At 41.3% G+C, this 24,502-nt stretch carries 25 protein-coding genes and 1 pseudogene; 17 read left to right on the forward strand and 9 right to left on the reverse strand.

The features are described 5' to 3' along the window. Nucleotides 1-295: 295 nt before the first annotated feature. Nucleotides 296-784 (reverse strand): pyridoxamine 5'-phosphate oxidase family protein, encoded by a 489-nt coding sequence (locus tag CHI10_RS10195; RefSeq protein ID WP_095244187.1) that lies wholly within the window; start codon nucleotides 782-784, stop codon nucleotides 296-298. A gap of 170 nt (nucleotides 785-954) precedes the next feature. Between CHI10_RS10195 and CHI10_RS10200 the strand changes: the two genes are divergently transcribed. From CHI10_RS10200 to CHI10_RS10210, 3 genes are all read left to right on the forward strand, one after another. Next, nucleotides 955-1,608: an NAD(P)H-binding protein gene (locus CHI10_RS10200; protein ID WP_095244188.1), complete on the forward strand. Its 654-nt coding sequence runs from the start codon at nucleotides 955-957 to the stop codon at nucleotides 1,606-1,608. Between the two features lie 313 nt (nucleotides 1,609-1,921). Then, on the forward strand, nucleotides 1,922-2,752 hold the full coding sequence (locus CHI10_RS10205) for an alpha/beta fold hydrolase (protein WP_095244189.1): 831 nt from the start codon (nucleotides 1,922-1,924) through the stop codon (nucleotides 2,750-2,752). 140 nt (nucleotides 2,753-2,892) lie between these two features. After that, nucleotides 2,893-4,107: a TerD family protein gene (locus tag CHI10_RS10210; protein ID WP_095244190.1), complete on the forward strand. Its 1,215-nt coding sequence runs from the start codon at nucleotides 2,893-2,895 to the stop codon at nucleotides 4,105-4,107. Nucleotides 4,108-4,167: 60 nt separating this feature from the next. On the opposite strand, the gene CHI10_RS10215 is transcribed toward CHI10_RS10210, so the two are convergent. Beyond that, nucleotides 4,168-4,938, reverse strand: coding sequence for an SGNH/GDSL hydrolase family protein (locus CHI10_RS10215; RefSeq protein WP_095244191.1), 771 nt, complete (start codon nucleotides 4,936-4,938; stop codon nucleotides 4,168-4,170). Between the two features lie 107 nt (nucleotides 4,939-5,045). Here CHI10_RS10215 and CHI10_RS10220 point away from each other — a divergent pair, with 107 nt between their 5' ends. The 5 genes from CHI10_RS10220 (at nucleotide 5,046) to CHI10_RS10240 (ending at nucleotide 8,407) form a co-directional block, all read left to right on the forward strand. Beyond that, nucleotides 5,046-5,972, forward strand: a complete 927-nt coding sequence (locus tag CHI10_RS10220; RefSeq protein WP_095244192.1) for an ABC transporter ATP-binding protein — start codon at nucleotides 5,046-5,048, stop codon at nucleotides 5,970-5,972. Continuing rightward, entirely contained in the window at nucleotides 5,965-6,963 is a 999-nt protein-coding gene (locus CHI10_RS10225) for an ABC transporter permease (protein WP_095244193.1), read from the forward strand. The genes CHI10_RS10220 and CHI10_RS10225 overlap by 8 nt, the downstream gene beginning before the upstream one ends. A gap of 33 nt (nucleotides 6,964-6,996) precedes the next feature. After that, nucleotides 6,997-7,428, forward strand: a complete 432-nt coding sequence (locus tag CHI10_RS10230; protein ID WP_095244194.1) for a cytidine deaminase — start codon at nucleotides 6,997-6,999, stop codon at nucleotides 7,426-7,428. Nucleotides 7,429-7,597: 169 nt separating this feature from the next. Further along, nucleotides 7,598-7,846 carry a PepSY domain-containing protein gene (locus CHI10_RS10235; protein ID WP_095244195.1) on the forward strand — a complete coding sequence of 83 codons (249 nt, stop codon included), beginning with the start codon at nucleotides 7,598-7,600 and terminating at the stop codon, nucleotides 7,844-7,846. A gap of 126 nt (nucleotides 7,847-7,972) precedes the next feature. Next, nucleotides 7,973-8,407 carry a dual specificity protein phosphatase family protein gene (locus CHI10_RS10240; protein WP_179288999.1) on the forward strand — a complete coding sequence of 145 codons (435 nt, stop codon included), beginning with the start codon at nucleotides 7,973-7,975 and terminating at the stop codon, nucleotides 8,405-8,407. 152 nt (nucleotides 8,408-8,559) lie between these two features. On the opposite strand, the gene CHI10_RS10245 is transcribed toward CHI10_RS10240, so the two are convergent. Continuing rightward, nucleotides 8,560-9,198 (reverse strand): pyridoxamine 5'-phosphate oxidase family protein, encoded by a 639-nt coding sequence (locus CHI10_RS10245; RefSeq protein ID WP_095244197.1) that lies wholly within the window; start codon nucleotides 9,196-9,198, stop codon nucleotides 8,560-8,562. 22 nt (nucleotides 9,199-9,220) lie between these two features. Further along, a complete protein-coding gene (locus CHI10_RS10250) occupies nucleotides 9,221-9,406 on the reverse strand; it encodes a hypothetical protein (RefSeq protein WP_095244272.1) in 186 nt (61 codons plus the stop codon). Between the two features lie 654 nt (nucleotides 9,407-10,060). Between CHI10_RS10250 and CHI10_RS10255 the strand changes: the two genes are divergently transcribed. Then, on the forward strand, nucleotides 10,061-13,891 hold the full coding sequence (locus CHI10_RS10255) for a S8 family serine peptidase (RefSeq protein WP_095244198.1): 3,831 nt from the start codon (nucleotides 10,061-10,063) through the stop codon (nucleotides 13,889-13,891). A 531-nt stretch (nucleotides 13,892-14,422) separates the two neighbouring features. On the opposite strand, the gene CHI10_RS10265 is transcribed toward CHI10_RS10255, so the two are convergent. Next, nucleotides 14,423-14,605 (reverse strand): hypothetical protein, encoded by a 183-nt coding sequence (locus CHI10_RS10265; RefSeq protein ID WP_095244200.1) that lies wholly within the window; start codon nucleotides 14,603-14,605, stop codon nucleotides 14,423-14,425. Between the two features lie 74 nt (nucleotides 14,606-14,679). Next, nucleotides 14,680-14,886 (reverse strand): DUF4177 domain-containing protein, encoded by a 207-nt coding sequence (locus CHI10_RS10270; RefSeq protein ID WP_095244201.1) that lies wholly within the window; start codon nucleotides 14,884-14,886, stop codon nucleotides 14,680-14,682. Nucleotides 14,887-15,092: 206 nt separating this feature from the next. Between CHI10_RS10270 and CHI10_RS10275 the strand changes: the two genes are divergently transcribed. The 6 genes and pseudogenes from CHI10_RS10275 to CHI10_RS10300 all read left to right on the forward strand — a co-directional run bounded on the left by CHI10_RS10275 (nucleotide 15,093) and on the right by CHI10_RS10300 (nucleotide 18,714). After that, on the forward strand, nucleotides 15,093-16,112 hold the full coding sequence (locus CHI10_RS10275; RefSeq protein WP_095244202.1) for a DUF3231 family protein: 1,020 nt from the start codon (nucleotides 15,093-15,095) through the stop codon (nucleotides 16,110-16,112). Between the two features lie 261 nt (nucleotides 16,113-16,373). Beyond that, nucleotides 16,374-16,691, forward strand: coding sequence for a PadR family transcriptional regulator (locus tag CHI10_RS10280; RefSeq protein ID WP_095244203.1), 318 nt, complete (start codon nucleotides 16,374-16,376; stop codon nucleotides 16,689-16,691). Beyond that, nucleotides 16,678-17,246 (forward strand): annotated as a pseudogene (locus CHI10_RS10285) (DUF2812 domain-containing protein). Before CHI10_RS10280 ends, CHI10_RS10285 begins: the two are co-directional and overlap by 14 nt. A gap of 133 nt (nucleotides 17,247-17,379) precedes the next feature. Beyond that, nucleotides 17,380-17,580 (forward strand): hypothetical protein, encoded by a 201-nt coding sequence (locus CHI10_RS10290; RefSeq protein ID WP_095244204.1) that lies wholly within the window; start codon nucleotides 17,380-17,382, stop codon nucleotides 17,578-17,580. Continuing rightward, nucleotides 17,577-17,711: a hypothetical protein gene (locus CHI10_RS10295; RefSeq protein WP_286137289.1), complete on the forward strand. Its 135-nt coding sequence runs from the start codon at nucleotides 17,577-17,579 to the stop codon at nucleotides 17,709-17,711. The genes CHI10_RS10290 and CHI10_RS10295 overlap by 4 nt, the downstream gene beginning before the upstream one ends. 529 nt (nucleotides 17,712-18,240) lie before the next feature. Then, nucleotides 18,241-18,714 (forward strand): hypothetical protein, encoded by a 474-nt coding sequence (locus tag CHI10_RS10300; protein WP_095244205.1) that lies wholly within the window; start codon nucleotides 18,241-18,243, stop codon nucleotides 18,712-18,714. 34 nt (nucleotides 18,715-18,748) lie between these two features. Here the strand turns inward: CHI10_RS10300 and CHI10_RS10305 are convergent, their stop codons facing one another. From CHI10_RS10305 to CHI10_RS10315, 3 genes are read right to left on the reverse strand one after another with little or no spacing between them, the layout of a single operon-like run. After that, nucleotides 18,749-19,831, reverse strand: coding sequence for a Ger(x)C family spore germination protein (locus CHI10_RS10305; RefSeq protein WP_179289000.1), 1,083 nt, complete (start codon nucleotides 19,829-19,831; stop codon nucleotides 18,749-18,751). Then, nucleotides 19,824-20,903: a GerAB/ArcD/ProY family transporter gene (locus CHI10_RS10310; RefSeq protein ID WP_286137298.1), complete on the reverse strand. Its 1,080-nt coding sequence runs from the start codon at nucleotides 20,901-20,903 to the stop codon at nucleotides 19,824-19,826. Before CHI10_RS10310 ends, CHI10_RS10305 begins: the two co-directional genes overlap by 8 nt. A gap of 24 nt (nucleotides 20,904-20,927) precedes the next feature. Beyond that, entirely contained in the window at nucleotides 20,928-22,424 is a 1,497-nt protein-coding gene (locus CHI10_RS10315; protein WP_179289002.1) for a spore germination protein, read from the reverse strand. A gap of 221 nt (nucleotides 22,425-22,645) precedes the next feature. Here CHI10_RS10315 and CHI10_RS10320 point away from each other — a divergent pair, with 221 nt between their 5' ends. Both CHI10_RS10320 and CHI10_RS10325 read left to right on the forward strand, forming a co-directional pair. Further along, nucleotides 22,646-23,773 carry a sensor histidine kinase gene (locus CHI10_RS10320; protein WP_142301771.1) on the forward strand — a complete coding sequence of 376 codons (1,128 nt, stop codon included), beginning with the start codon at nucleotides 22,646-22,648 and terminating at the stop codon, nucleotides 23,771-23,773. Beyond that, the gene (locus CHI10_RS10325; protein WP_095244209.1) at nucleotides 23,739-24,428 is read left to right on the forward strand and encodes a response regulator transcription factor; all 690 of its coding nucleotides are present in this window, start codon (nucleotides 23,739-23,741) and stop codon (nucleotides 24,426-24,428) included. Before CHI10_RS10320 ends, CHI10_RS10325 begins: the two co-directional genes overlap by 35 nt. Nucleotides 24,429-24,502 lie beyond the last annotated feature (74 nt).

Raw genomic sequence — 24,502 nt, forward strand, 5'->3', positions numbered from 1 at the left:
TTTATATGGAGGGATTCTAATGAAAGACAAAGATCAGGAAACAAGTGAAGGACTGAATCAGATATTTGAAATCATTAATGCCAAAGGGGATGTTGGGGAAATTAATGAAATCCTTAAAAATGGAAGTGCGGATGATGAAAAGGAAAATTCCGTTCCTAATTCCTAAGATAAATGAAATCTAAAGCTGAAAATATTTTTTTGGGCAGCCAAAAAAGTGGGGGGGGGCATAATCGGTCAAAATGAACTCATCTGTCGCAACAAAAATGGATTGTCATCCAGACAATCCATTTCTGCTTTATTTATTCATATCAACTGTTTCGTTAATATCTGTTGATTTAGAGTTTTGCCCTGTCATGCGTTTAAAGAGAAAAGCTGCTTTTTTCGTAAAATTGCCAGTCTCCCAATATTCGGCCGCTTCCGTTTTTACTTTTATAAGGACAACGTTGGAATCATCATAAGATGTCTGCATGATTTCTTCATATGCTTTGCTCCACAATTCCTTTTTCTTTTCCAAGTCCTCAACGATTTCCGCTTTTCCGCGGACGGAAACATAGGACTTGCCTGCATAAGCCACATTAACATCCTGATCATGAAGAATTTCCTCATACTTAGCAGTCTCTTTTTTCGTGAAGAACCATAAGTCACCATCAAATTCTACTTCTTGTGTTTTCATTGGACGGGACACAAGTCCTTCCTCCGTAACCGTGGTAAGCATGGCCGTGTCAATGTCTTTGATTAACTCTCGCAGTGTTTCAATTTCTTCTTGATTGATCATGTTAGACATTTCCCTCACCTCGTAAAAGTTTTATAGAGTTATATTACCCTTTAAACAAGCTTTTATTCAGGTTTAGGACAATGACTGATGGAATCAGGCGAGCAAATAGATCTTTAGTTCCCTATATTTGAATGTAATATATAATTGAAAGAAACTATCCAGAATAGAAGGAGAAAAAAATGCACGCATTAATAATAGGGGCTACGGGAGCAACAGGCAGGGACCTGCTGGATTTGCTGCTGGAAGATGAGTCCTTTCATCAGGTAGATGTTTTTGTCAGGCGGGGTCTTCCTATCCAGCATGAGAAATTAAAGGTGCATGTGATTGACTTTGATCAATCCGAACAATGGAAGCATTCCGTGAAAGGCGATGTCTTGTTTTCTTGTTTGGGAACGACCTTAAAAGCTGCGGGCAGTAAGGAAGCGCAATGGAAAATCGATTACGATTACCAATATCAGTTTGCCAACATAGCCAGAGAAAACCATGTCAGTCATTATGTTTTGGTATCTTCAGGAGGCTCGTCGCCTAATTCTCCCTTATTTTATCCAAGGATGAAGGGGCAGCTGGAAGAATCGGTAAAAGATTTAGGGTTTCCTGGTGTGACAATCTTTAAGCCGCCTGTGCTGGTACGAAAAAATAGTGATAGAACCATGGAGGTTGCCGGAATGAAAGCCGTAAAGTTTTTTAATAAATTCGGACTGCTTCGTTCTCAGGAACCGCTGCCGACAGAAATATTGGCTCAAGCCATGATTCAATCCGTGAAACCACCAAGAAGCGGCATTTTTACGTTTGAAGGTGAAGCGATTCGGGAATGTGCCGGGAAGTTTGAGTAAGAATCTGATAACTTTGATCCAAGAGGTCAAGGTTATTTTTTATGCTGCCCGAAAGGGAATTTATGTTAAAATAGAGGTAATATTTAGAAAATAAACACAACTCTACTTTCCGATAAGGCGGGATATTTATGACAATTTCCACGTTTTTGGCCCAATGGAGCGCAGATAAAAGTGCTGATTATATTTTCAGGGGCGAATATCAAAATAACAGGAATAAGTGGAATAATAAATGGTAGAAAAGCAGTTCCGGCCGGAAGGGCTTCTTTTGCATGTAATGGGAAGCACAGCGGGAGGAAAAAAGAAAGGGAGTTAAATGATGACAAACCATATTCATTATGTCACAGCAGGGGATCGTTCAAATCCGCCGATCGTTTTTATCCATGGTTTATGCTGGACAAATAAGATTTGGGAACCGGTTGTTGATGGCTTGAAAGATTCCTATTATTTAATTTTAATTGACTTGCCTGGCCATGGTAAGAGTAACGCGTTAGATCACTATTCCTTTGAAGAGGTATCGAGGGAAATCCATGAGCTAATTGCTTCGCTTGGGTTAAGCAGTAAGGTATGTATGGCGGGGAGCTCTATCGGGGCGTCCGTTGCCCTGGTTTATACAAGTCTGTATCAAAATGTGAAGAATTTAATTTTAGTGGATGGAGGATACTATCCATTCAGTAAGACAGAGGGTTTATCATGGTCAGATATTGAAAATGGAACGATGCCCGATCATATCTTCGAAAGCCAATCCAGCTTTATCGAGTTTATGAAGGGGGATAATCCTTCTTTATGGAATCCATCCATCGAGCAGGCCGTTCTGGATCAAATTGTCTGGAATGATGCCGAAAAGAAATATCAATACAAAATTAATGACGATGGACAGCTGGGATACATGAAGGCTGAATGGGAATTGAACCCGGAAGAAATAGCGGCTGGAATACCAGAAGAAGTAAACATAACACTGATGATTGCTTTAAATGAAAATACCGATAAAGAATTTTCACTGGATTATGCTTCTCATATGAAGGCAATTCATCCATTTACGGATATCGTCATTTTTGAAGACACCGATCATCTCATTATGCTGGATGCTGAAACACGATTTGTTCGGGAAGTTAAGAGGGCATTGGCTGGTGGCGGTCAAAAATAAACTAATGTACCAGACTTTTATACAGGGCGATGGGAAGATGACAGCTGCCCATAAATCCTGCAGGAGATATCTTTGAATCTGGAAGTTATTGGTGGAATGAGCTATCATATCAGTAAACAGGTAATAAAGGAGCAGAAAATATGACAGCCGACATTCAAAAAGGTTCCCGTATTGATTTAACAAAAACAAGGCCAGACTTATCGCAGCTTGCTATCCGGATCAACTGGGAAAGTCCTGATGCTTATGATATAGATGCAGCTGTATTCATGGCTGACCAAAATGGGCATTGCCCTGATGATTCCTCCATGATTTTTTATGGCAATAGTGTTTCAACGGATCAATCTGTACAGCATTCTGTGGTTGCAGAGACGGGCAGAAGCACAGAAATATTTCACATTAATTTGCCTTTAATAACACCATTTATCGAAAAGCTTGTTTTTACGCTGACCATCTATGAAGGTGATAAAAAAAATCAGACTTTCTCAGAAATGAACAATGCTTCTATTTTATTCAGCAATGCAGCAACAGGGGAAGAACTGCTTACATATAAGCTGGGATCTTTTACGATTGAAAACACTTTAGTATTGGGTGAATTATATAATAGAAACGGAGATTGGAAGTTTTCAGCCAATACCGGCGGTTTTTCCGGCGGACTTGCTGCACTGTGCAATCATTTTGGCATTGAAGTGGAAGAGGAGCAGGAGAGCGGCGCTTTTGAGGCGGCACCCGCGCTGGAAATCGAAACTCCTATTTTACAAGAGACTGCAGCAAAACCCGAACCGCCTATAGTGCCGGAGCCAGCTGTTCAGCAGCAGCCGATTAAGCTTGGGAAAATCACGCTGGATAAACCCGGAGAAGGGGTTTCACTCAGAAAGGCAGCCAAAATTGAAAATGTTAAAGTCAGGCTAAAATGGACAAAGGGTGTTGATTTGGATCTGCACGCTTTTTATAAAACCAAAACAGGCCAGTTTGGACATATTTATTTTGGCAATAAGGGCGGGTTCCATGCCTCTCCATTTATTAAGCTTGATCGAGACTCCGGTGTCGGAAACACGTCTGGAAACAATTCAGAAAACCTGACGATCAAAACACTGAAGGATTTGGACTCAGTCATCATTGCCACGAATATTTTCCGGTTTCTCGGCTTTATTTCAAAAGGGGAGAACTTTGCCAGGTACGACGGCCGCGTCCTCGTCAAAACCGGCAACGGAGATGATATAGAAGTTCCGTTAACTTCAAAAGTAAAAGGCAGATGGTGCAACATCTGCAAAATAGACAATACCGATACAGCAGATCCAAAGGTTCTGAATATCAACCGGGTACAGTCCAATAAACCGGATATTAGAGATTTGTGAAGAGTAGATTTATAGCAAAAAAGGTGAATCTGCACATCTGCTGCAGATTCACCTTTCAGTTTATTCAACGATATTTTTCTCAAAAACAAGTGAAAGGCTTTCAGCCATCTCCTGATAAGTGGCATCATTCGGATGAAAGACATCACTGGACAGGTCACGTTTGGCATCTGTAACCAGATTGAAGGTATCCACTATCTGAACACGGTATTTCAATCCTAATGTCCGGGCAGACTCATTCCATTTTTGGATGATGGAATCAAATGAATCACCGTTGGGCGATTGCTTGAAAGGATTATAAAGTCCCATATAGACGATGACGGCATTCGGATTGGTTTCGCGAATGCTTTTGAATGTTTTCTCCAGATTCGGAATTTCGGTGTCCACAATGCCCAGGGCGGTTTCCTCTGAATATTTCTCCAGGATCTTCCCGCTATTAAAAAGGTTATTGCCTCCAATGGTGATGGAGATTATTTTGGCTTCTTTAATAGATCTCTGGACTTCCTTCTGTTCGAGCTGCGTTAATAAATCTTCAATTCTGGCGCCACGCACCCCAAGGTTTTGAAAACGATCTACGATATTTCTTTCTTTAAGCTCTTTTCCAGCAAGCGAGACAAAACCTTCTCCATTCGACGAGCCGACACCTCTCGTTAATGAATCTCCAAGGGCGACATAGGCATCGCCGGGTGTGGCAGGATTTTCTTCGGTTTTCTCCAAAGCTTTTCCTTGGGGCGGGCTGGTAACATCCATATAGGCACTGGCAAGTCCATAGCCAAACAGAACTGTCAGGGCAAGGGATAGGGTTAAAAATAACGGCCACATCCATTTTTTCATGTTTTGACCTCTCCTTCTAATTTGATTGTATCAATTTTTTTCCAAACTGGAGTATTCAAAAGAGTTATTGTTCGAAGATTTAGTTAGAATAGAACAGGGGTGATGCTGTGAGTTTAAAGCCAACAGTACAATTAGAAAATGTAACGAAGATTATTGGAAAGAAAACAATTATTAATAATATATCATTTGACATTTATCCAGGCGAAGTCTTTGGATTCCTCGGTCCGAATGGCGCCGGGAAAACCACTACGATCCGGATGCTTGTCGGGCTTATTAAGCCAACGTCCGGAAAGATTCACATCTGCGGATACGATGTGAGAAAACAATTTGTTCAGGCGATGCAGCGCCTTGGTTCCATCGTCGAAAATCCGGAGCTGTATAAGTATTTAAGCGGCCGTGAAAATCTGCAGATGTTTGCCCGTATGCTTCCCGGTGTGGATGAAGAACGGATACAGGAAGTCATTGATCTGGTGGATCTGACAGCCAGAATCGATGATCAGGTGCGGACCTATTCTTTAGGGATGCGGCAGCGGCTGGGGATTGCTCAGGCATTGCTGGGCCGGCCGGATGTGCTGATACTGGATGAACCAACGAATGGACTGGACCCGATGGGAATCAAGGATCTTCGCCTGTTTATCAGAAAGCTGGTCGATGAAACGGGTCTTTCGGTTCTCGTATCCAGTCATATTTTAAGTGAAATCGAATTGCTGGCAGATCGCGTGGCTATTATGAGCCATGGAAAAATCGTAAAGGTTGGCAGTGTGAGTGATCTGGTTGGTGCACTGTCTGCCGGTGTGGACTGGAGAGTCAGTGATTCTTTCCGTGCGCTAGCTATTTTACAGGAATCCCCGCATGTCCAGGCGGCAGAACTGTCCGATGACCATACGATACATACGCTGATGGATGAAAGCAAAACCTCAATCCTCAATGAAGCCCTAATGAAAGCGGGCATTGAGGTATGGACGATTGAAAGGAAAGTGCAGACATTGGAGGATCTATTTATCAGTTTGACAGGAGGCGATCATATTGTCTAATCCAAATATGCTTGGCCTGATTCGGAATGAAGTGATGAAAATAGCCTCCAAAAAGCGCCTGCCGGTTGTCATCCTGATTTTAGTCATACTGGTGTCGATGTTTACATATGCCCAATACCGGGAGATACAGGAGAAAATTGAAAAGCAGGGCACTCTGGACTGGCGGGTGGAGCTTCAGCAGGAAATTGTCGACCGGCAAAACCGGCTGGCATCAAGCGGAATCCAGGACGAATTCAGACAGTTCCTCGAATTTGATCTGAAGCAAAAGCAGTATTATCTGGACAACGATATCAACCCGAACTATCCTGGAGCCCCTACGTTTATCCGCATCTTTTTATCGCAGGGAGTCACACTTGTCCTGCCGTTATTCATTATTATTATCATGGCAGATATTGTGAGCGGAGAGTACAATGACGGCACGATCAAAACCTTATTGTCCCGGCCGGTTAGGCGGTGGCGGATTCTGATGGCCAAATGGCTGACGGTGTTGCTGTATACTTCCATGCTGATGGCGGCTACGGTGATCGTCTGCTATGGGATTTCAGGGATCGTCCTCGGATATGACGGCTGGACCGCCCCTATTTTAACAGGATTTCAAGCTTCTGCAACTGGTGAATTTTCAACAGAGTATATCCATACCCTGCCGATGTGGAAATACCTGCTGATGTCAGCCGGGCTTGCATGGGTGGTGACAGCGGTCGTTGGAACAATAAGCCTGATGATCTCTGTCCTGGTGAAAAATACAGCCACGGGAATTGGGTCCATGATGGCTGTGTTAATCGCAGGCACCCTGCTGTCTTCCCTCGGCTCAAGCTGGACGAGCTCCAAATACCTGGTGAACTTGAACTTTGATCTGATTAACTACCTGGAAGGCCAGGCTCCGCCGATTGAAGGGATGTCCCTGCCGTTTTCGCTAACAGTGCTTGGAGTTTGGACGGCCGGCTGCCTGGCTGTGGCGTTTTGGAATTTTACTCAGAAGGATATGTATTGATACCGGTGGACTAGTAGATGGAGGAGAACTATTTTGTTAAAAGTAAAACCTTTAGAAGCTAAAGACTATGAATTGATAAAAGAAGCAGAAAAAGTCATTGAAAAAAATTATAGGTATGGGCGGCACCACATTGGTTCAGCAGTCAGAACAACATCTGGTAATGTATTTTCAGCAGTACACGTTGAAGCGAATGTTGGGAGAATAACCGTATGTGGTGAAGCAATGGCTATTGGTAAGTCTATATCAGAAGGAGAACACGAATTTGAAACGATAGTAGCAGTAGCTCATCCTCACCCACACGAGGATATAGAGACATGCTGGGTGGTTGCTCCTTGTGGGATGTGTCGAGAGTTAATTAGTGATTACGGCAAAGAAACTGATGTAATCATTTCTTATAACAGTGAACTGGTAAAGTGTAATGTAATGGAGTTATTACCTGAAAAGTATAGAAGCGATATAGACTGAAATTTGATTGTACAAATATTGCTTTAAGAACGGCTGCCATCTTTGGCGGCTTTTTCTTTTTGAACAAACTGAGGTAAGTTAAAAAAGATATGGATTAGCACTTTTAGTTTGTCACATACATATGGATAAAAGAGGTTGAATTATGTAAGGATGAGGAGGGAATTTTCAAATGTATGAAAATTATTATTATGGCAACCCCAAACCAATATATAGACAAAGAATTACAAAGGAGCAGGCTCAAGAGATCGCTCTTAAAAATGTACCGGGACAAATTCAACATGTAGATATGGATTTAGAAAATGGTGTCTTAGTTTATGAAGTTTTTATTTTAACACCAGATAACAGATTATTCGAGGTAGAGATTATTGCAAAAACAGGAAAAGTATTAAAAATTGAAGAAGAAAATGACTTTGATTAATACTGATGGGCTTTAGGTAAATTTGCATTCGGCATTAATTTTAAACTCAATAGGAGTAGAGAAAGGGCAGTCTTGGCTGCCTTTTTATTTTTTAGAAGGAGTTGGATGAAAAGAGGTGAGTCAAAAATGAGTTTTATTGAAATGATTCCAAAAAGGCTCTATATCGGCGGGAAGATTTCTTCAGCAGACTGGGATTTTATAAAAAAAAATATAACTGCAATTGTTAATCTAAGAACTAAACCAGACCAGCCTCCTTTTGATTTTTTTGGGAGAATTATGATTTGGGCTCCACTTAATGTTCGGGTTGCTCCTACTATAGAATGGGTTCTTAGACTTATGAAACAGTTAAATCATCTTATGGAGTTAAAACATAGAATTTTAATACATGATACCATTGGCAAAGAGCGTTTGGGTTTTGTTATTACTGCTTTTTATATGCAGAGATATGGATTAAAGCATGACTCAGCCCTTAAAATCGTTAAACAATTAAAGCCGGACATAAAACCGCCAGCTGATTACATGAGATTACTTGTTCAGTACGAAAAACATCTGGGTCACTAGGTAACCTGGAACACTCTTTACATGAGGAGGGGTAAAAACCATAAGAAAAGGCAGCAAAAAAAGCTGCCGATTTTTGTTTTGAGTTAATATGCTAAATACAATGTAACCAGCAAATCTGTTCAGGTTCATTTTTCCGCATCGTTTATTTACCCTTAATACAATCTGTGTTTATAACTTTCCTGAAGATCCTTCGCCACTTGTTCAGCGGTTTGATTCGGCAGGTTGGTATGGGCTGCCAGCATAGCAGGGGCAGAAGGAAGGGCTTCTTTTGCTGGCCATGACTCCCCGTTCCATAACCCCGATCGGATCAATGCTTTTGCACAATGGATAAAACATTCCTCTGCTTCTACTAAAATGCCAAATAGCGGAGTGCGTCCATTGGCTATACTCATTTCTAAAAGCTCCGGGTCACGGCATATGTACGCTTTACCGTTAATTCTTAGTGTTTCTCCAAGCCCTGGTATGAGAAAAAGAAGACCAATATTGGGGTTTTCGATAAGATTATGAGCGGTATCCATTCTTCGATTGCCCGGCCGTTCCGGAATAAATAGATGCTGCTCATCAAGAACTGTCACAAACCCAGGGGCATCACCCCTTGGCGAAACATCACATTTCCCGGCTGCATCTGAAGTGGACATCGTTAAAAAAGGCGACTTGGAAATAAAATTAATGCAGTGCTCATCGATGAAAGAAATAACTTTGCCGGCGGCACGCGCACTCGGCTGGCCGATTTCCTCCCGAAAAAACGCAAATTCTTCTTTTGTGGCTATGATATTTTTAAATGTATTCATGTGTATCTCCTTTTCATCTAAGCTATTTTTCTATCTCCGCTGATGTCTTCACAAGCCGGAACACAACATAATAGATTCCGCTAAGTCCGGCGATCCCCAGCACGGTAAGTAAAGGCATTTTTTCGGCAAATAGGATTCCAATCACAAATAGCGCAAGGCAAATGAGGATGGCAAATAGACTTAGTAATATTCGTTTATTCTTACTCAATTTTTTCACCGCTTTCCTTTTAAAATAGGGCAAATACTTAAATCGTGGTAGTAGTATGAACTTTGCTGCGGATGTGTTCTGGATGCTTATTGTTATTCTTTGTATGGTACTTATTCTTTTAGACAGCATGAAAATATCATAAAGCTGGATCGGTTTAAGGAACCCAAGTAATATATTAACATAAATATCCATTTTAATGAGTGTTTTGATAAATGGAATCTGCAGAGGTATGGATTTTGCAAATAGATGGATAGGACCTGCAAATAGAACGCTGAATTTGCAAATAGGAAAGCTTTAATTGCAAATTGAATATCAATCTGCAAATAGATGGACAGGACCTGCAATTAGAAAGCCTGAATCTGCAAATAGAATCTTAAAACTTGCAAATAGACCAGCCCATCTGATGCTGTCTGGTTTATGCCTTTTTTAGCAGTGCCCTTTATCGGGACAAAGAACCTGTCCCTCTGTCCCAGCTAAGTCTCAAATTCTGTTAAAATATGAAATTTTTCTACAGCATTTTTCGAGAAAAATAGATCTAATTTCCTGTTATAAAAGTTGCTAATCAGGTCTTTTGATCCTTATATGAAAATTTTGGTTTTGGTACCTTTATAGTGTATTAAAAAAATTCAGAATAATATAACTAGGAGGTAGGGAATGAGGATTAAAAGATCAGCAGTGGCCTTATTAATGTTCATGTTAATCTTCTCCAGTTCGGTATCTGCAGCCGTTGTGCCTGTGAAAACACCGAACACCAAAGGAGAAGAAAACCGCAAGACCATCCAGGAAATAAAGAAAAGTGATCTGGACAAGCAATACAAGAAAACAGATATTGTCAGGGTCATCGTGGAGATGAAGACAGAGCCATCTGTCCTTTATGCCCAAAAGCAAAAGAAGAAGTATAAAGAACTTCCAGATGCAACAAAGCAGAAGCTGAAAAATGAAAAGCTGTCTGAACAGCAGAAGGTAAAGGATCGTGCCAAAAAGAATAAAGTGAAGATGATTGAGCGCGAAAGCTTTACTACAATCGTAAATGGCTTTAGTGCTGAGATGATGTATGGCGATATTGAGCTTGTAGAAGAAATGCCGGAAGTGGCGGAAGTACAAGTGGTAAACGAGTACGAAAAGCCGCAGGAAAAACCGGATATGCTATACAGTAAAGAGCTCGTACAAGCTCAGGAAGCTTGGCGTGATTATGGCTTTAAAGGTGAGGGCATGGTAGTCGGTGTCATTGATACCGGTATGGATCCTTCTCACCGTGATATGGTTTTAGCCGATGAATCAGAAAAGGAATTAACGAAGGCGGAAATCTCCAAGTTTAAAAAAGATAACGGCCTTCTTGGAAAATATTATTCTGAAAAAGTACCATATGGTTACAACTATATGGATGAAAATGACACAATCCGTGATATAGGCCCGGATGCTTCCATGCATGGAATGCACGTTGCCGGAACTGTCGGAGCGAATGGTGATGAGGAGAACGGCGGCATTAAAGGGGTAGCACCTGAAGCCCAGATCCTTGCGCTTAAAGTATTCGGAAATGATCCGAATATGCCTTCTACATACAGTGATATTTATGTAAAGGCGATTGATGATGCGATTGTACTTGGAGCAGATGTACTGAACATGAGCCTTGGTTCTACAGCTGGATTCGTCAGCCCTGAATCAGCTGAGCAAAAAGCGATTGCCAGAGCAGTGGAAAACGGCATTTTAATGTCTATTTCTGCGGGGAACTCTGCTCACTTTGGAAATGGATTTGCGAATCCAAGCAGTGAAAACCCGGATATCGGCGTTAGCGGATCACCTGGTGTATCCTATGATTCTTTGCAAGTAGCATCCATTGAAAATAGCTTCATGGATCTCGATGCAGTGAACTATCAATTCGGTGAAGAGTCCGGAAAAGCTGCGTTTTTATCAGCTGGCAATGTCCATCCGAACGATGTTGAACAGAAAACATTTGAGGTGGCATACGGCGGACTGGGCAAACCTGAAGAGCTTTCCGGAGTTGCTGGAAAATACGCATTAATCAAGCGCGGAGAATTGGCATTTGTTGATAAAGCGATGAATGCTCAGGCAGCTGGTGCTGTTGGCGTCATTATTTACAATAATGCTGACGGTTATGTCAACATGGCAAGCGATCCGTCCATTACCATCCCGCAGCTGTTCATGCTTAAGACAGATGGAGACAAGCTTGCAGCAGCCATTCAGGATGGCGAGACAGTCACGCTTTCTTTTAACGGAGAAAAAACAAAATCAGCAAATCCTGAAGCAGGCAAAATGAGCGCCTTCACTTCATGGGGATTAACGCCTAACCTGGATTTTAAGCCTGAGATTACAGCTCCGGGCGGACAAATTTACTCTACTCTTGAGAATAACCAGTACGGTATGATGAGCGGTACTTCCATGGCAGCTCCTCACGTTTCCGGAGGTGCGGCACTTGTTCTTGAGCGTGTGGATACAGAATTTGGCGTAACCGGCTTTGACCGTGTCAACGTAGCGAAGAACCTCATGATGAATACAGCGGCACCAGTCATTGATAAAGGAACCGTCAACAGTGCATTTGAATGGAATATCCCTTATTCCCCACGCCGACAAGGTTCCGGCATCATGCAGCTTCATTCGGCGTTAGCATCTCCGGTTATCGTAACGGAGACTTCAACGAATGAAGGGAAAGTGGCTTTAAAAGAGGTTGGCAATACATTTGAATTCACATTAAAAGCACAAAACTTCAGTAATGAAGATGTGGCTTACGATGTAGCAGCGAATCTGCAGACTGATTTTGCAGCCTATGAAGAAATGGGCTGGGCAGCGGATGAGCTTGAAGCTCAGAACATTTTAGATGCTTCTGTAAAAGTGGAAGGCCAGGATTCTGCAGAGGTAACCGTTCCTGCGAATGGATCTGTAAGCTTTAAAGTAAGTGTGGATGTCAGCAATGCAAAAGTGTTAGATCCTTCGAAGACAGGAAACTGGGAAACTCCTAGTGACATCAACGAGGTATTCCCGAATGGATATTTTGTTGAAGGGTATGTCACTTTGACAGACTCAACTGACGTGAACCCGCAATTAACGGTTCCTTATGTTGGCTTCAAGGGAGATTGGGACAAGGCTCCAATCCTTGATGGCATGAAGTATGATGAGAGTTCCTTCTACGGAATGGCAGGAGCTGTTTCTGAGACTGCCGAGGGCTATTCTTACTTAGGATATGATCCGGTAAACGATGCATTCAGCGGTGAAACAATCGCGATTTCACCGAACGGGGACAAAGTTCAGGATCAATTGATTCCGGTTCTTTCATTCTTGCGAAATGCGAAACAAGTAGAATTCGCGATTACAGATGAGGATGGAAAAACGTTACGTAAGCTGCGTACGGAAAACAGCCTCCGCAAGCATTATTTTGATGGCGGCCGGAGTGCGAATTATACGCTAAATCCGTCTTGGGGCTGGGATGGAAAAGTCAGCAACCAGCTTGCCGAGGATGGACAGTACTATTACGAGATTAAGTCTGTCATCGACTATGCAGGGGCAGAATGGCAATCCGTGAAAATCCCTGTAAAAGTGGACACGGCTGCGCCAAGCGTTCAGGCTGACCTTATCGAAGGCAACACAGCATTAAAGCTGGAAGCTGCTGACAACCCTGAAGGCTCAGGCATTTCGTATATTGATATTTTCGTAGATGAAGAGTCTATTCTGGATGAAGCACTAAGCGGGGATACAGAAGAATTTGATCTTCCGGAAGAATTGGAAGTCGGCGCCAATGTTAAGGTTGTAGCCTATGACTTTGCCGGCAACTCTTCCGAAGCAACTGTGGAAGTGGGCGAAGTGAGCAATGACAAGACTGTTCCATACGTGTACCTAGAAGAGCCTGAGGCCCTTGAAGTGTACAACACCAATGAACTGACTGTCAGCGGCCATATTAAAGAAGAGTCTGGCATGAAGGAATTCACCATTGCCGGAACACCTATTGAGACAACTTACAACGAAGAAAAAGGTCAATATGAATTTGAAACAGTGATGACGTTTGAAGATGGTGTTCACAGCCTGGAAGTGAAGGCTGTGGATACTGCAAATAATGCGATCTCTTTCAAGCGCACAATCATCGTCGATGCGACTGGCCCGACGGTTGATATTGATGGACTGCCTTCAAGCAAATACATTAAGCATAACAAGAAAGACCCTGTCATCAACATCACCGTGACAGATAACTTTGACCAGCTTCGCTTCTACCAGGACGGCAGCGAACTATTCTACCAGGAATTCCAGGAGCCTTATGCAATGAGAGGCATCGAAAAGGAATTCAAAAAGATTAAACTATCATTGAAAGAAGGCTTAAACGTCTTCACGTTTGAAGCAGAGGACCTGGCCGGCAACAAAACAACCAAAACGGTCGAACTGTACAAGCTGAAAAAAGGCGAACAGCCTCCGCAAAACCACGAAACCCCTGATGGCCCGGCAAAGCCTGGTAAAGGGAAAGGAAAGAAAGATAAATAATAGTATGGGGAAACCCGGCTTCCTTGGAGGAGCCGGGTTTTCTTTTTGGGGTGACTGCTGGCTGGAGGGGATTTTGCAAATAGATGGTGAGGATCTGCAAATAGAACGCTGAATTTGCAAATAGGAAAGCTTTTTTTGCAAATTGAATATCAATATGCAAATAGATGGAGTGGACCTGCAAATAGAGAGAGCAAAATTGCAAACAGAATGGGTGAATTTGCAAATAGTCGAGTGCAGTCAGCGCGGGAAGAATGGTTTTGCAAATAGATGGAGTGGACCTGCAAATAGAGAGGATGAAATTGCAAATAGAGAGGCGGAATTTACAAATAGAGCCCGAAGCAGGCACGTCTTTGGTCAATTTTAAAGAAAAATATCTCATTTCCAAATAACAGGAAGATACTATTCCATAAGTAAGCGGGGAGTTGTTAATCCAGTGGGGATCGGCAGCTCCCTTTTCTTATATAAGTTGAGGCTTATTGAGACATGGACAGCGGTTTCCATTTGAAGTGTACATACTAACTTTCCTTTTTCCTAAAAAAAGATATTTTGAAGAAGTGGAATGGTTAGAACTAAAGTTGATACAGAACCTGCAGCTGTTAAAATAACTATTTTTCGGCTATTCTGCTCATTTGAAGGCTTCATTAGCTCTATGGATAATGATATCCATATAACTATAGATGCCAAAGCTATTAATAATAGAGTGGTACTTGTCATATTGGAATCCTCCATTCATTTTTAATTTATTTTCTAAAATCTAGTGCTGAGTTAGTTAAGTGTGTGAAATCGGGTTACTTTTTCATCTTCTCCAAAGGTTTTTCAAAAATTAATTCATAATAAGTACCTGCCGCAACCCCTGAAGTTACAAAGTCAGGAGAGAATACTTGAATAAAACGCCATCCTTTTTCTGCATGACTTTGAATTACTTCTCGGTAATCTTCTTTAGGTTTACCAGACAGTATTTTAAACTCTATTTTAACGAACTTATATTCAAACAATGTTTCCAGCCCCTTTTTGCTTATAACTATTTGTACGGTTTCCCCTTGAAATAAGTTTCATTTAACCCGAATCATTGTTCCCATTGAATTTGTCTTTTGCTTGACATCTAACCCTATCATCCCAAAATAGCAGCTTTAATTATGACAAAATTTAAAGTATACGAATTTAAAGAAAGGAGATAGTAAGTAAAAAAGAAGGGATTGTCATGAAAAAAATTAAACTCATTAAATTAAGTTCTCATAATCCGAATAGCTCGGAACAATTAACATCAGCAGAAATGGGCAAGCTATGGGCCACATATATGGGAAACAGCATGGCATCATGTTTTTTAAAGTATTTTCTGGAGCATGTTGAAGATAAAGACATTAAAAGCTTATTGGAAAATGCCCTGCAGCTGTCAGAAGAATTTTTGGAGACCATTAAAGATATTTTCAAGAAAGAGGGGTTTCCCATCCCTAAAGGTTTTACGGAAGAGGATGTAAATTTAGGTGCTCCCAGACTGTTTATGGATGAATTTTACGTCCACTATTTAAAGTATGCGGCTAAAGCCGGATTGAGTATCTATAGTATTGCTATCCCTCTTATGTACAGAAAGGACGTAAAGGAATTTTTTAGGCATTGCATGGATAGCACCATGGACTTAATGGAGCAAATCAAAGATATATTAATACATAAAGGGCTGATCATTAAACCCCCAATCATTCCAGTTCCTGAGAAAGCGGAATTTGTGCATAAAGATTTTTTAACCGGCTACCTTGGAGATAAACGCCCTTTGCATGCAATGGAAATCGCCCATTTTTACGATAATATTGAAAATAATGTGACAAGTAAAGCGCTCATTTTGGCATTTGCCCAAGTGGCAAAGGATGAAAAGATACGCAAATTGTTTGAGAAGGGAAAAGAAATTACCACAACAAATATTGAAAGTTATAGGCAAAAACTGCATGATGAAGATTTGCCTTCTCCACCTTATCTGGATGACTTAATAACCAATTCCACTTTCTCGCCTTTTTCTGATAAAATCATGATTTTCCATAAGATGGATATGTTTTCAATAAAACTTAGAGCCTTCGGAAATTCAGTGGCGGTCAATGGCCGGCGAGATGTAGGGATGGTTTATTTGAAGGCAACAATGAAAAATTCACATTTTGTCCAGAGTGCTGCAAAGATCATGCTTGAAAAAGGATGGTTTGAACAGCCTCCAATGGCTGCTGATAGAGATTGATGTATTTTTGCCATTTATTCTTCTTTCACCAGCGAGAGCAAGTTGGCAGATACAAGGTTTAACTTGTGTTCAACAATGGGGCCATTTAAATGAATAAACTACACCAAAAGTCGCTTTCCCTTACGTAAGGAAAGCGGCTTTTTTAAATAGTTACTTAAAGTTCCTTTGACTAAGATGAAATGGTTGTTGACTATTCAGTTAAACTGTATTATCTTGTTATTAAGTTGAACTATATAGCTGAACTGAATAGAGGGTGGGAATATGAAACATAAATTATTACCGTTGTCTGAAACCATGCATTACATTTTATTGGCTCTGCGTGAGCCGCTCCATGGCTATGCCGTGATGCAGAAGATAGAAGAGATAAGTAATGGCACTGTTATTTTAGCAGCTGGTACATTATACGGTGCGATTGAGAACTTGAATAAGCATGGCTGGATCGAACCTGTTGGAGAGTCAGGCCGGAGAAAAGTTTATATGATAACTGCGGAAGGAAGCAAAATTTTGAAAGTCGAACAAAACAGGCTGCTGCATATTTTATCCCTGTACGAAGGAAGTGAATCGAATGAAAAGATTTAAGATGTTTTTTGATATTGAAAAAGAGGAGCACTGGCTGAACGAACAATTGCAAAAAGGCTATCGCTGCACAAATATTAGCGGTTTGGGCATATACACTTTCGAAAAAACAGACAAGAAATATGTGATGCGGCTCGATTATCAGGATTATTTTTCAAAGAAAAAATTTGAAGGTTACAAAGGATTATATGAAGATTTTGGCTGGGCTTATATAGATGGGCCATGGCTTGGCGGAATTCGATATTGGCAAAAAGAGGATGATGGACAAAGCCAAATCTTCTCGGATCGCCAATCAGAGAGTCATTATTATAAAAGGCTGATGGGTTATTCATCTGGTTTAGGGTTACTGTTATTGTTTTTTTCTTATATGATTTATAAGGATTCAGGCTTGTATTTAGCAGAAGGTCTTTGGAGTATGGAAGGTTCCTTATTTTGGAAAGCCTTTTTATTTGAGCTCCATTTGTCCTTTTAAGGCTGCTTCCACTCTTTATGGCTGTGTTCTTCTGCATCAGTTTCTATAAAGCTTATCGTAAGTATTCAATGTTGAAAGAGAAATAGTGCAAGTGGGACAACGGGACAGGTCAACTGTCCCAGAGGGATGGGGGAAAATGAACCTGTCCCTTTTTATGGCTGAACATGAAACTTTCTCTCCTGCAAAATCGTAAACTTACAAAAAGGGGTGGAGCCGGTTTTGAAAGAAAATAGCAGCAGGTTTGATTTTTATTCGGCCATTATCATTTCTGTCATAGCAATATTATTAATGATCAGAAACATGTTGACGGACATAGATTTCTTTTCCGTAACCAATGCTTTGGCTGTTTTTGCTCTAGTAGTATCCCTCAGGCAGCTATATACCTTAACCATGTCATCCCGGAAAGGGGAGCCATCATGAATTTGTTCACATTGGCTCTGGCCGGATGGAATGCCGGAGATTTTATATTTCAGCTTTTGCCTTTTTATTGGCCATTCCTGGAATTCTCGTCATCTTCTTTTTTATTTTCAAGAGAAGAAACGACAGGTTAAAGCGAATGGAAGAAAAGCTGGATCAGATCCTTTTTAAAATGGAAGGCAAAAATAAATAGGGTTGGTGTAAGGCGGGGAGCTGGTGTGCAGAATGAATCTGTGCACTTTTTTTGATGCTTTTTACCATTGGGCTGGAGGAGCTTCAGACACAAAAAGCGAAAATCTCGTGGGTGAGTCCGAACTAGGGAGGGACATTACACCTGTCCCTCTGTCCCACTTTCTCACCTATTTCTGATAAAACATAGAGGGTAATGATTCTAATAGGCCATACTTTGCAGATTAGAGAAGCCTTTCGCTGAGAAAGGCTTTTTTCTATGGGTGACAAAAAAAGTGCGAATATTGGCTGTCTGATTGGCGGATTTTTTTTTTCTAGAACAAAAGGGCTTTTATTAAGGAACAGCTTCTGGTCCATTTCCTGCGATAGACTAAATCCCAAGACTTAGATAAAAATTGAACCGGAGGCTCACGATACTATAAATGGACCATGTTACATTTGATATATAAAGAGTCAGGAAGAGGATGAAGATAAATGCCACAAGTGAAACATCAATTAACAGATTCAGCTGCAACCCAAAAGCTGCAAATGACCATTTTTTTATGTTCCATTCTTTTTACCATGGGGACAGCCATTCACAATTTTATTATTATAAATCCGACACTTATTGAAACCATGATGCAAATGGCGGGAGTAGCGGATCCTGCTGGTGAAGCAATCGAATTCACATTTGGTTTTAGGATTGTCGGGTGTTTATACATTGCTGGAAATGCGTTAGGTATATTGGCTTTAAATAGCCGCTCAAAAATATTATGGTGTATCATCTTAATCGTTAATGTCACGCAAGCCACTGGTCCTATTATGATTCCTTCATCAATGTGGACAGCAGTTAATGACGTTTATGGCGTGTTAGGGATCCTGCCGGACGGCGGAGCCATTATCTTATCTTCAGTCATGATCATTTCGATGTTCAAGTTTCGTACCACTTGGGCACAAAAGCCTTCATAATCAGCTGCTGATCAGGCAGCTTTTTTTGATCCAGTTAATTGATTGTTCCAGTCTGCTCTATTTCCACATCGGCTTTTATGGACACTTTGACATTTGGGTAATGCATCTTCCATTGTTGTTCATCAAAGGCACGGTCATGCTCCCTGAATTTTGCTCCCAGCCCTAGAGGATCAACCTGCTCCTCTTTAAGCCTATTTATGAAAGTAAGAGCTTTTTTTTCTAGTTCCTTCTCTACTTTATCCTGATATTTCTTACTATCGAAAGTCTGTCTTTTTTTCTCAGATGAAGAATATTCCTGAAGTTTTGTTTTCATTTTTAGGTGAATGGAAAACTCCGGCTTTCCCTGAACCATATTTATTTTATATTTAGGATTTGAATAAAGGGTTTCCAGTACCACCTTATCCCCATTTTCCAGCACAAACGCCTGCGTACCATTGTTTTTGTTCTTTTTAAGCAATGTTTTGAACATAAATATGTCTTCCCTTGGAATGGAAGCAATAAAGCTATCATCTTTAAAAACCGCTAAACCAGTTATTCTGATGGTACCATTCACATTTTTTAATAAAGGTAAGTATGCATCTTGACCTGTCTGAAATAATTGAAATAAAAAAGTTTGCAGATTGGTTTTTGGAAGCGTTCCGAACTCCATGTTTTGATCCAGCATTTCCTGGAGGTAAATGGCAATATTCTCACTCTGATATTTATTCAGGTTCATTAGCTCTTTCGTTTCCCCGTCCACAATCGCCAATTGAACGATGCTTCCGATAAAGGGATCCCGGTTTAAGGTATCGATAAAATCATTGATCCCGCTTTCTGCCAGTGACTTCCCATAAAGAGCCAGCCTGAGCTGTCCGCTGACTAAACGAAGCTGTGTTTCATTATTTAATTTTTCCCTTATTTCCTTGCTGGAATATCCGGATGCTGATTTGACTTCGGTTGTTGAACCTTCTTTCTTAAAGACTGGATAGGCAACGGTCCCTTCAATCTCTCCTTCATCGGCCAAATCATAGCCCACACCCTGTATCATCCCGACCTCATTGACAATACGGGTTGGGAGCAGGGAACACCCGGATAGGAAAAGGATGAAGAAGATCGATAATACTGAGCGGCTACCCACCTTGATGCCCCCTTTTAAACAAAGTGAAATAAATCAGAAGCAGAGGGATATAGACGTAAAAGACGTACAAATTCATCTGCGTAATATATTTATCCAGCATCTCATTAAAATGCTCATTATTTATTAGACTCAACCCTGCACTGAATAAAATAAGGCCCCATAAAGCATACTTTTGCTTCACATGAAAGATTTTCTTTAACCCCCTGCTTGAACACCATAACAACAGCGAAATCAATGCGGTGACAACCATTGAATACATAGAGATATATAAATATTCAAAGCGCTCCAAATAAGAAAACTTAATGACTTTAGTAAGTGAAAGCTCAGGCCAAATGGTGGTTTTTAACTGGTTTTCACTATAAAAGGTGAAAGACACAATAGAAGAGAGGGCATAGAGCAATGTAGTAAAAAGCACACCCAGATGAGCAAACTTTCTGGATTTATCAGGATTCCGGATAAATGGATAAACCATTAATAGTGTCTCTGTTCCTGCTAGGGTGTACACCGAGCTCTTAACAGAGTCCAGCATGTCCATAACGGAGTGATTCATGATGGGAACCAAATTGGAAAAATGAGCAAGCTTCAATGGAAATATATAGAGGACTAAGACCCATAGCTGCGGGAAAAGAAAAGATAAAAATGACAAGCCGACAACAACGCGAAATCCTCCGGAAATGCAATAATATACAAGTATTAGAATCAACATGGAAATAATCCAGGAAGGTATGGCTGGAAACATCCAAACCTGGATAATTTCTATGAATTTAAGCATTACAGACACACTTGCTAAAGCATAATAGCTGATGATGAAGAAGCTTAGGAATTTTCCAAGGAAATTGCCGAAGGAAGCTGTGTGAACATCGATGATATCCCCTTGTGCTTTTCCAAGCAATTTATACATAACCCAAATAAAGACCTGAACCAAACATCCTGCGGCGAGGACACCTATCCATGCATCATATCCCGCTTTTTCTGCAATTGTTCTTTGAAAACTTAAAATCCCCACACCCACCTGTGAGTTGTAAATGATGAAAAAGACTAAATAAGGGGAGACCTGGTGCCTTATGTTCACTTTCAAACGAATCACCCTATATCATTATTCGTAAAAATCATTCAATGGCTCAGGATTCTTTTGGTTTCCTGAAAACTTTTTCTTTTTTTGCGGCCTTAAATTTTGGGGGTTATCTTTTTGCATGGAAAAAGGGAGTCTGATCCATAAGTCCTGAAATGCGGTTCTCCGCATAGGATAATTGCTTATATATGGCCGTCCAAGTGACGTCAGCCTTAGTATGTGTATCAATATATAAATTAAGCTAAGGTATACGCCCAATAGGCCGAGCCAAGCGGCTAAAAAAATGATCGGAAACTTAATAAAGCGGATGGTATTGCTGAATTTATACACGGGGGATGTGTAGGAAGCCAATGTTCCAAGCCCCACGATAATCAGCAGCACATTGCTGGTTAATCCGGCTTCCACCACTGCCTGGCCGATGACAATACCGCCTACGACACCCAACGATTGCCCAATTTTTAGCGGTAATCGGATCCCTGCCTCCTTTACCATTTCGATCATTAGCGCTAAAAACAATGCTTCCAGAAAAGGGGGGAAGGGAACTGTTGCTCTTGATCCAACAAGCGGCTCCAGCAGACGAGCTGGAATTAATTCGTAATGATAGGTCATGATCGCCACATACATAGGAGTGACAAATGCTGAAATAAATAAGGAAGCAAAGCGCAATAAACGGAAGAAATTACTGATAATCCATGAATAATTATAATCCTCCATTGCAATAAAGGATTCCATAAACGTGACGGGCAGGATTATCAGATTGGGTGACCCATCAACGGCAATGATAACCTTTCCCTCTGTAAGCCCCGCTGCCACCCTGTCTGATCTTTCTGTTGAAATAGATTGGGGAAACAAAGAATTGGAATTGTCCTCGATCATAGCCGAGATATAGGAACTATCCTGGATGTGTTCATACTGTATGTCTGTAATTCTTTGAATGACGGTGTTTATATTCTCCGGATCTGCTATCCCTTTCACATATAGAACGGCTACTTTTGTTTTCGATAAATTTCCTACGGTCATTTCCTTTACGATAAGGTCAGCTATAGGCAATCTCTTTCGGATGAGGTTAATATTAATATCCAATTCCTCAATAAACCCAATTTGAGGACCTATTGCAGAGGCTTCCAATATTGGAACTCCTACATCGCGAAATTTACTGTTTGCGATATTCACTAATAAACAATCCTCATCATGAGGATGTAATTGAATGGCCATGTAGCCGTTCATCATGTTTTGAATGATTTCATCCGAATCGCTGGTGATAATCATTTCCTGAATCGGAATGATGTCTTTTAGCTCGATTAAGGAAAGGCGGCCCTGTATGTATGGAAGAACATCCTTATGCAGAATGTCTGCTGATATAAGCGTGCGAAAATAGGCTATCCAAAATGGATGATTATCTATTGATGAAGTATGATAATGAACAAAGTCATTTGAATCAGAAAAAGTTTCAACCCAATTCTGATGGATTGAATGGGAGGTGCCGATGCCGTCATTAAGTCGGTTGCTCTTTCTCTTCATAGCAATACCTCTGTGTTTTTTCATATTATTTGTGAACCTGTCATTTCTATACATGCATACCATCAAGAGGGGCAGAATCCCATGCTTTCACAGTAAATAATAGGAAGCACATAAAACTTTGTTAAGAGTTTTGTAATATATGCATAAGGTTTCGGTTAGAACTTAACCTTATATTTATTCTGGAGAGGTTTCCGTCTTATTAAAAAAGCAGGAGTGACAGGATGTCGATTAAAAAACGATTGATTTTATCGAATATAGGGATGGTGCTGCTCCCTGTTGTTTTATTTTTGCTGCTGGAAATGGTCATTGGGTATGTACTGTTTTATCCTGTGAAAGGTACGGTGGATCAGAAGGATCTCGAATTTTTCCGGTCGATTCGGATTTATTTGCTGGTCGGGGTGCTGGTTTTGACCAATGGAATCCTGACTTTCCTTGTTTCGAAAAGCATCATTGCTCCGCTTCTCCGGCTGAAGCAGTCGGCAAATGATATTAGCGGAGGAAACCTGGATACAGAAATAGAGGTTACCGGGAAAAAGGATGAGCTGAACGAGCTGGCCATGGCGTTTGAAAGCATGAGAAGCCGATTGAAGGAAGCGGCAGCCATTCAAAAGCAGTATGAAGAAAATCAGAAGGAATTGATTGCGAGCATTTCCCATGATTTAAAAACCCCTTTAACGAGCATTAAAGGCTATATCCGCGGTATATCAGATGGGGTGGCGAATACGCCGGAAAAGATGGAACGATATTTGGGTACGATTGAAAAAAAGGCGGATGATATGGAAACTTTGATCTCGGAGCTTTTATTGTATTCCAAGCTTGATTTGCCGAATGTTCCTTATGAGTTGAGGGAGCTGGATTTAGCGTCCTACTTTGATGATTACCTCGAGGAGCTTCAGTTTAATCTGGAGGGACAGCCTGTTAGTCTCCGTCTTGAATACGAGCCGAATGAATCGTATCGGGTGCAGGCTGACAGGGAGAAATTGAATCGCGTTGTTGGCAATATTGTGCAGAATAGCTTGAAATACATGAAGGAAGGCAAGAAAGAACTAGTGGTCAGGCTGTCGTCAAAAGAGGAGGACGTCACGGTTGAAATTCAGGATAATGGTGCTGGCGTTTCACACGACGAGCTGCCTCATTTATTTGACCGCTTTTACCGTACGGATGTATCCCGGAATTCTGCCACAGGCGGCAGCGGGCTGGGTCTTGCGATTGTAAAAAAAATCATTGAAGGCCACGGGGGGACCGTTTGGGCAAGTGGCGGAGCCGGACAGGGGCTTAGTATCTTTTTTACGTTAAAAAAAGGGGGGAAGATGATTGGAAAAAATCTTAATCATAGAAGACGAGCTTAGTATTGCTGAGCTCGAACGGGATTACCTGGAATTGAACCAGTATGAGGCAGATATTGCGGCAACGGGTCAGGAAGGGCTGGACCGCTTAAAAACAAACGCTTATCGGCTGGTGCTATTGGACTTGATGCTTCCTGATATGGACGGCTATGAAGTATGCAAAAAAATCAGGGAGGTTTCAGAGATACCCATTATTATGGTGACGGCAAAAAATGAGGACATTGATATGATCAGGGGATTGGGCCGGGGAGCGGATGATTATATTGCCAAGCCTTTTAACCCCAATCAATTGATCGCCAGGGTGAAGGCGCATATAGCACGGTATGACAGGCTGACTTCCAGCGGCCCCGGCAAGGACGAGGACATCAGGATTGGGGATTTGCTGATTCAGCCGGTAACCCGCAAAGTATTTGTGAACAACGAGGAAAAAACCCTTACGGCCAAGGAGTTCGACCTGCTGCTGTTCATGGCTTCCTCCCCGAACCAGGTGTTCAGCAAAGAGCATCTGCTCGAGCAGGTGTGGGGATTTGATTTCTATGGGGATGTCACAACCGTGACAGTTCATATCAGAAGGCTGAGGGAGAAAATTGAAAAAGACCCATCCCAACCGGACAATATCGAAACGGTTTGGGGCGTGGGCTATCGATTTAAACGGTAAGAGCGTATAGATTTCTATGCGTTCTTTTTCTATTTCCGGATTTAATAATTCTGTAAGAAATTGATAAGAGTGCT

The sequence above is a fragment of the Bacillus sp. 7894-2 genome, assembly GCF_002272225.1.
GTDB lineage: Bacteria > Bacillota > Bacilli > Bacillales > Cytobacillaceae > Cytobacillus.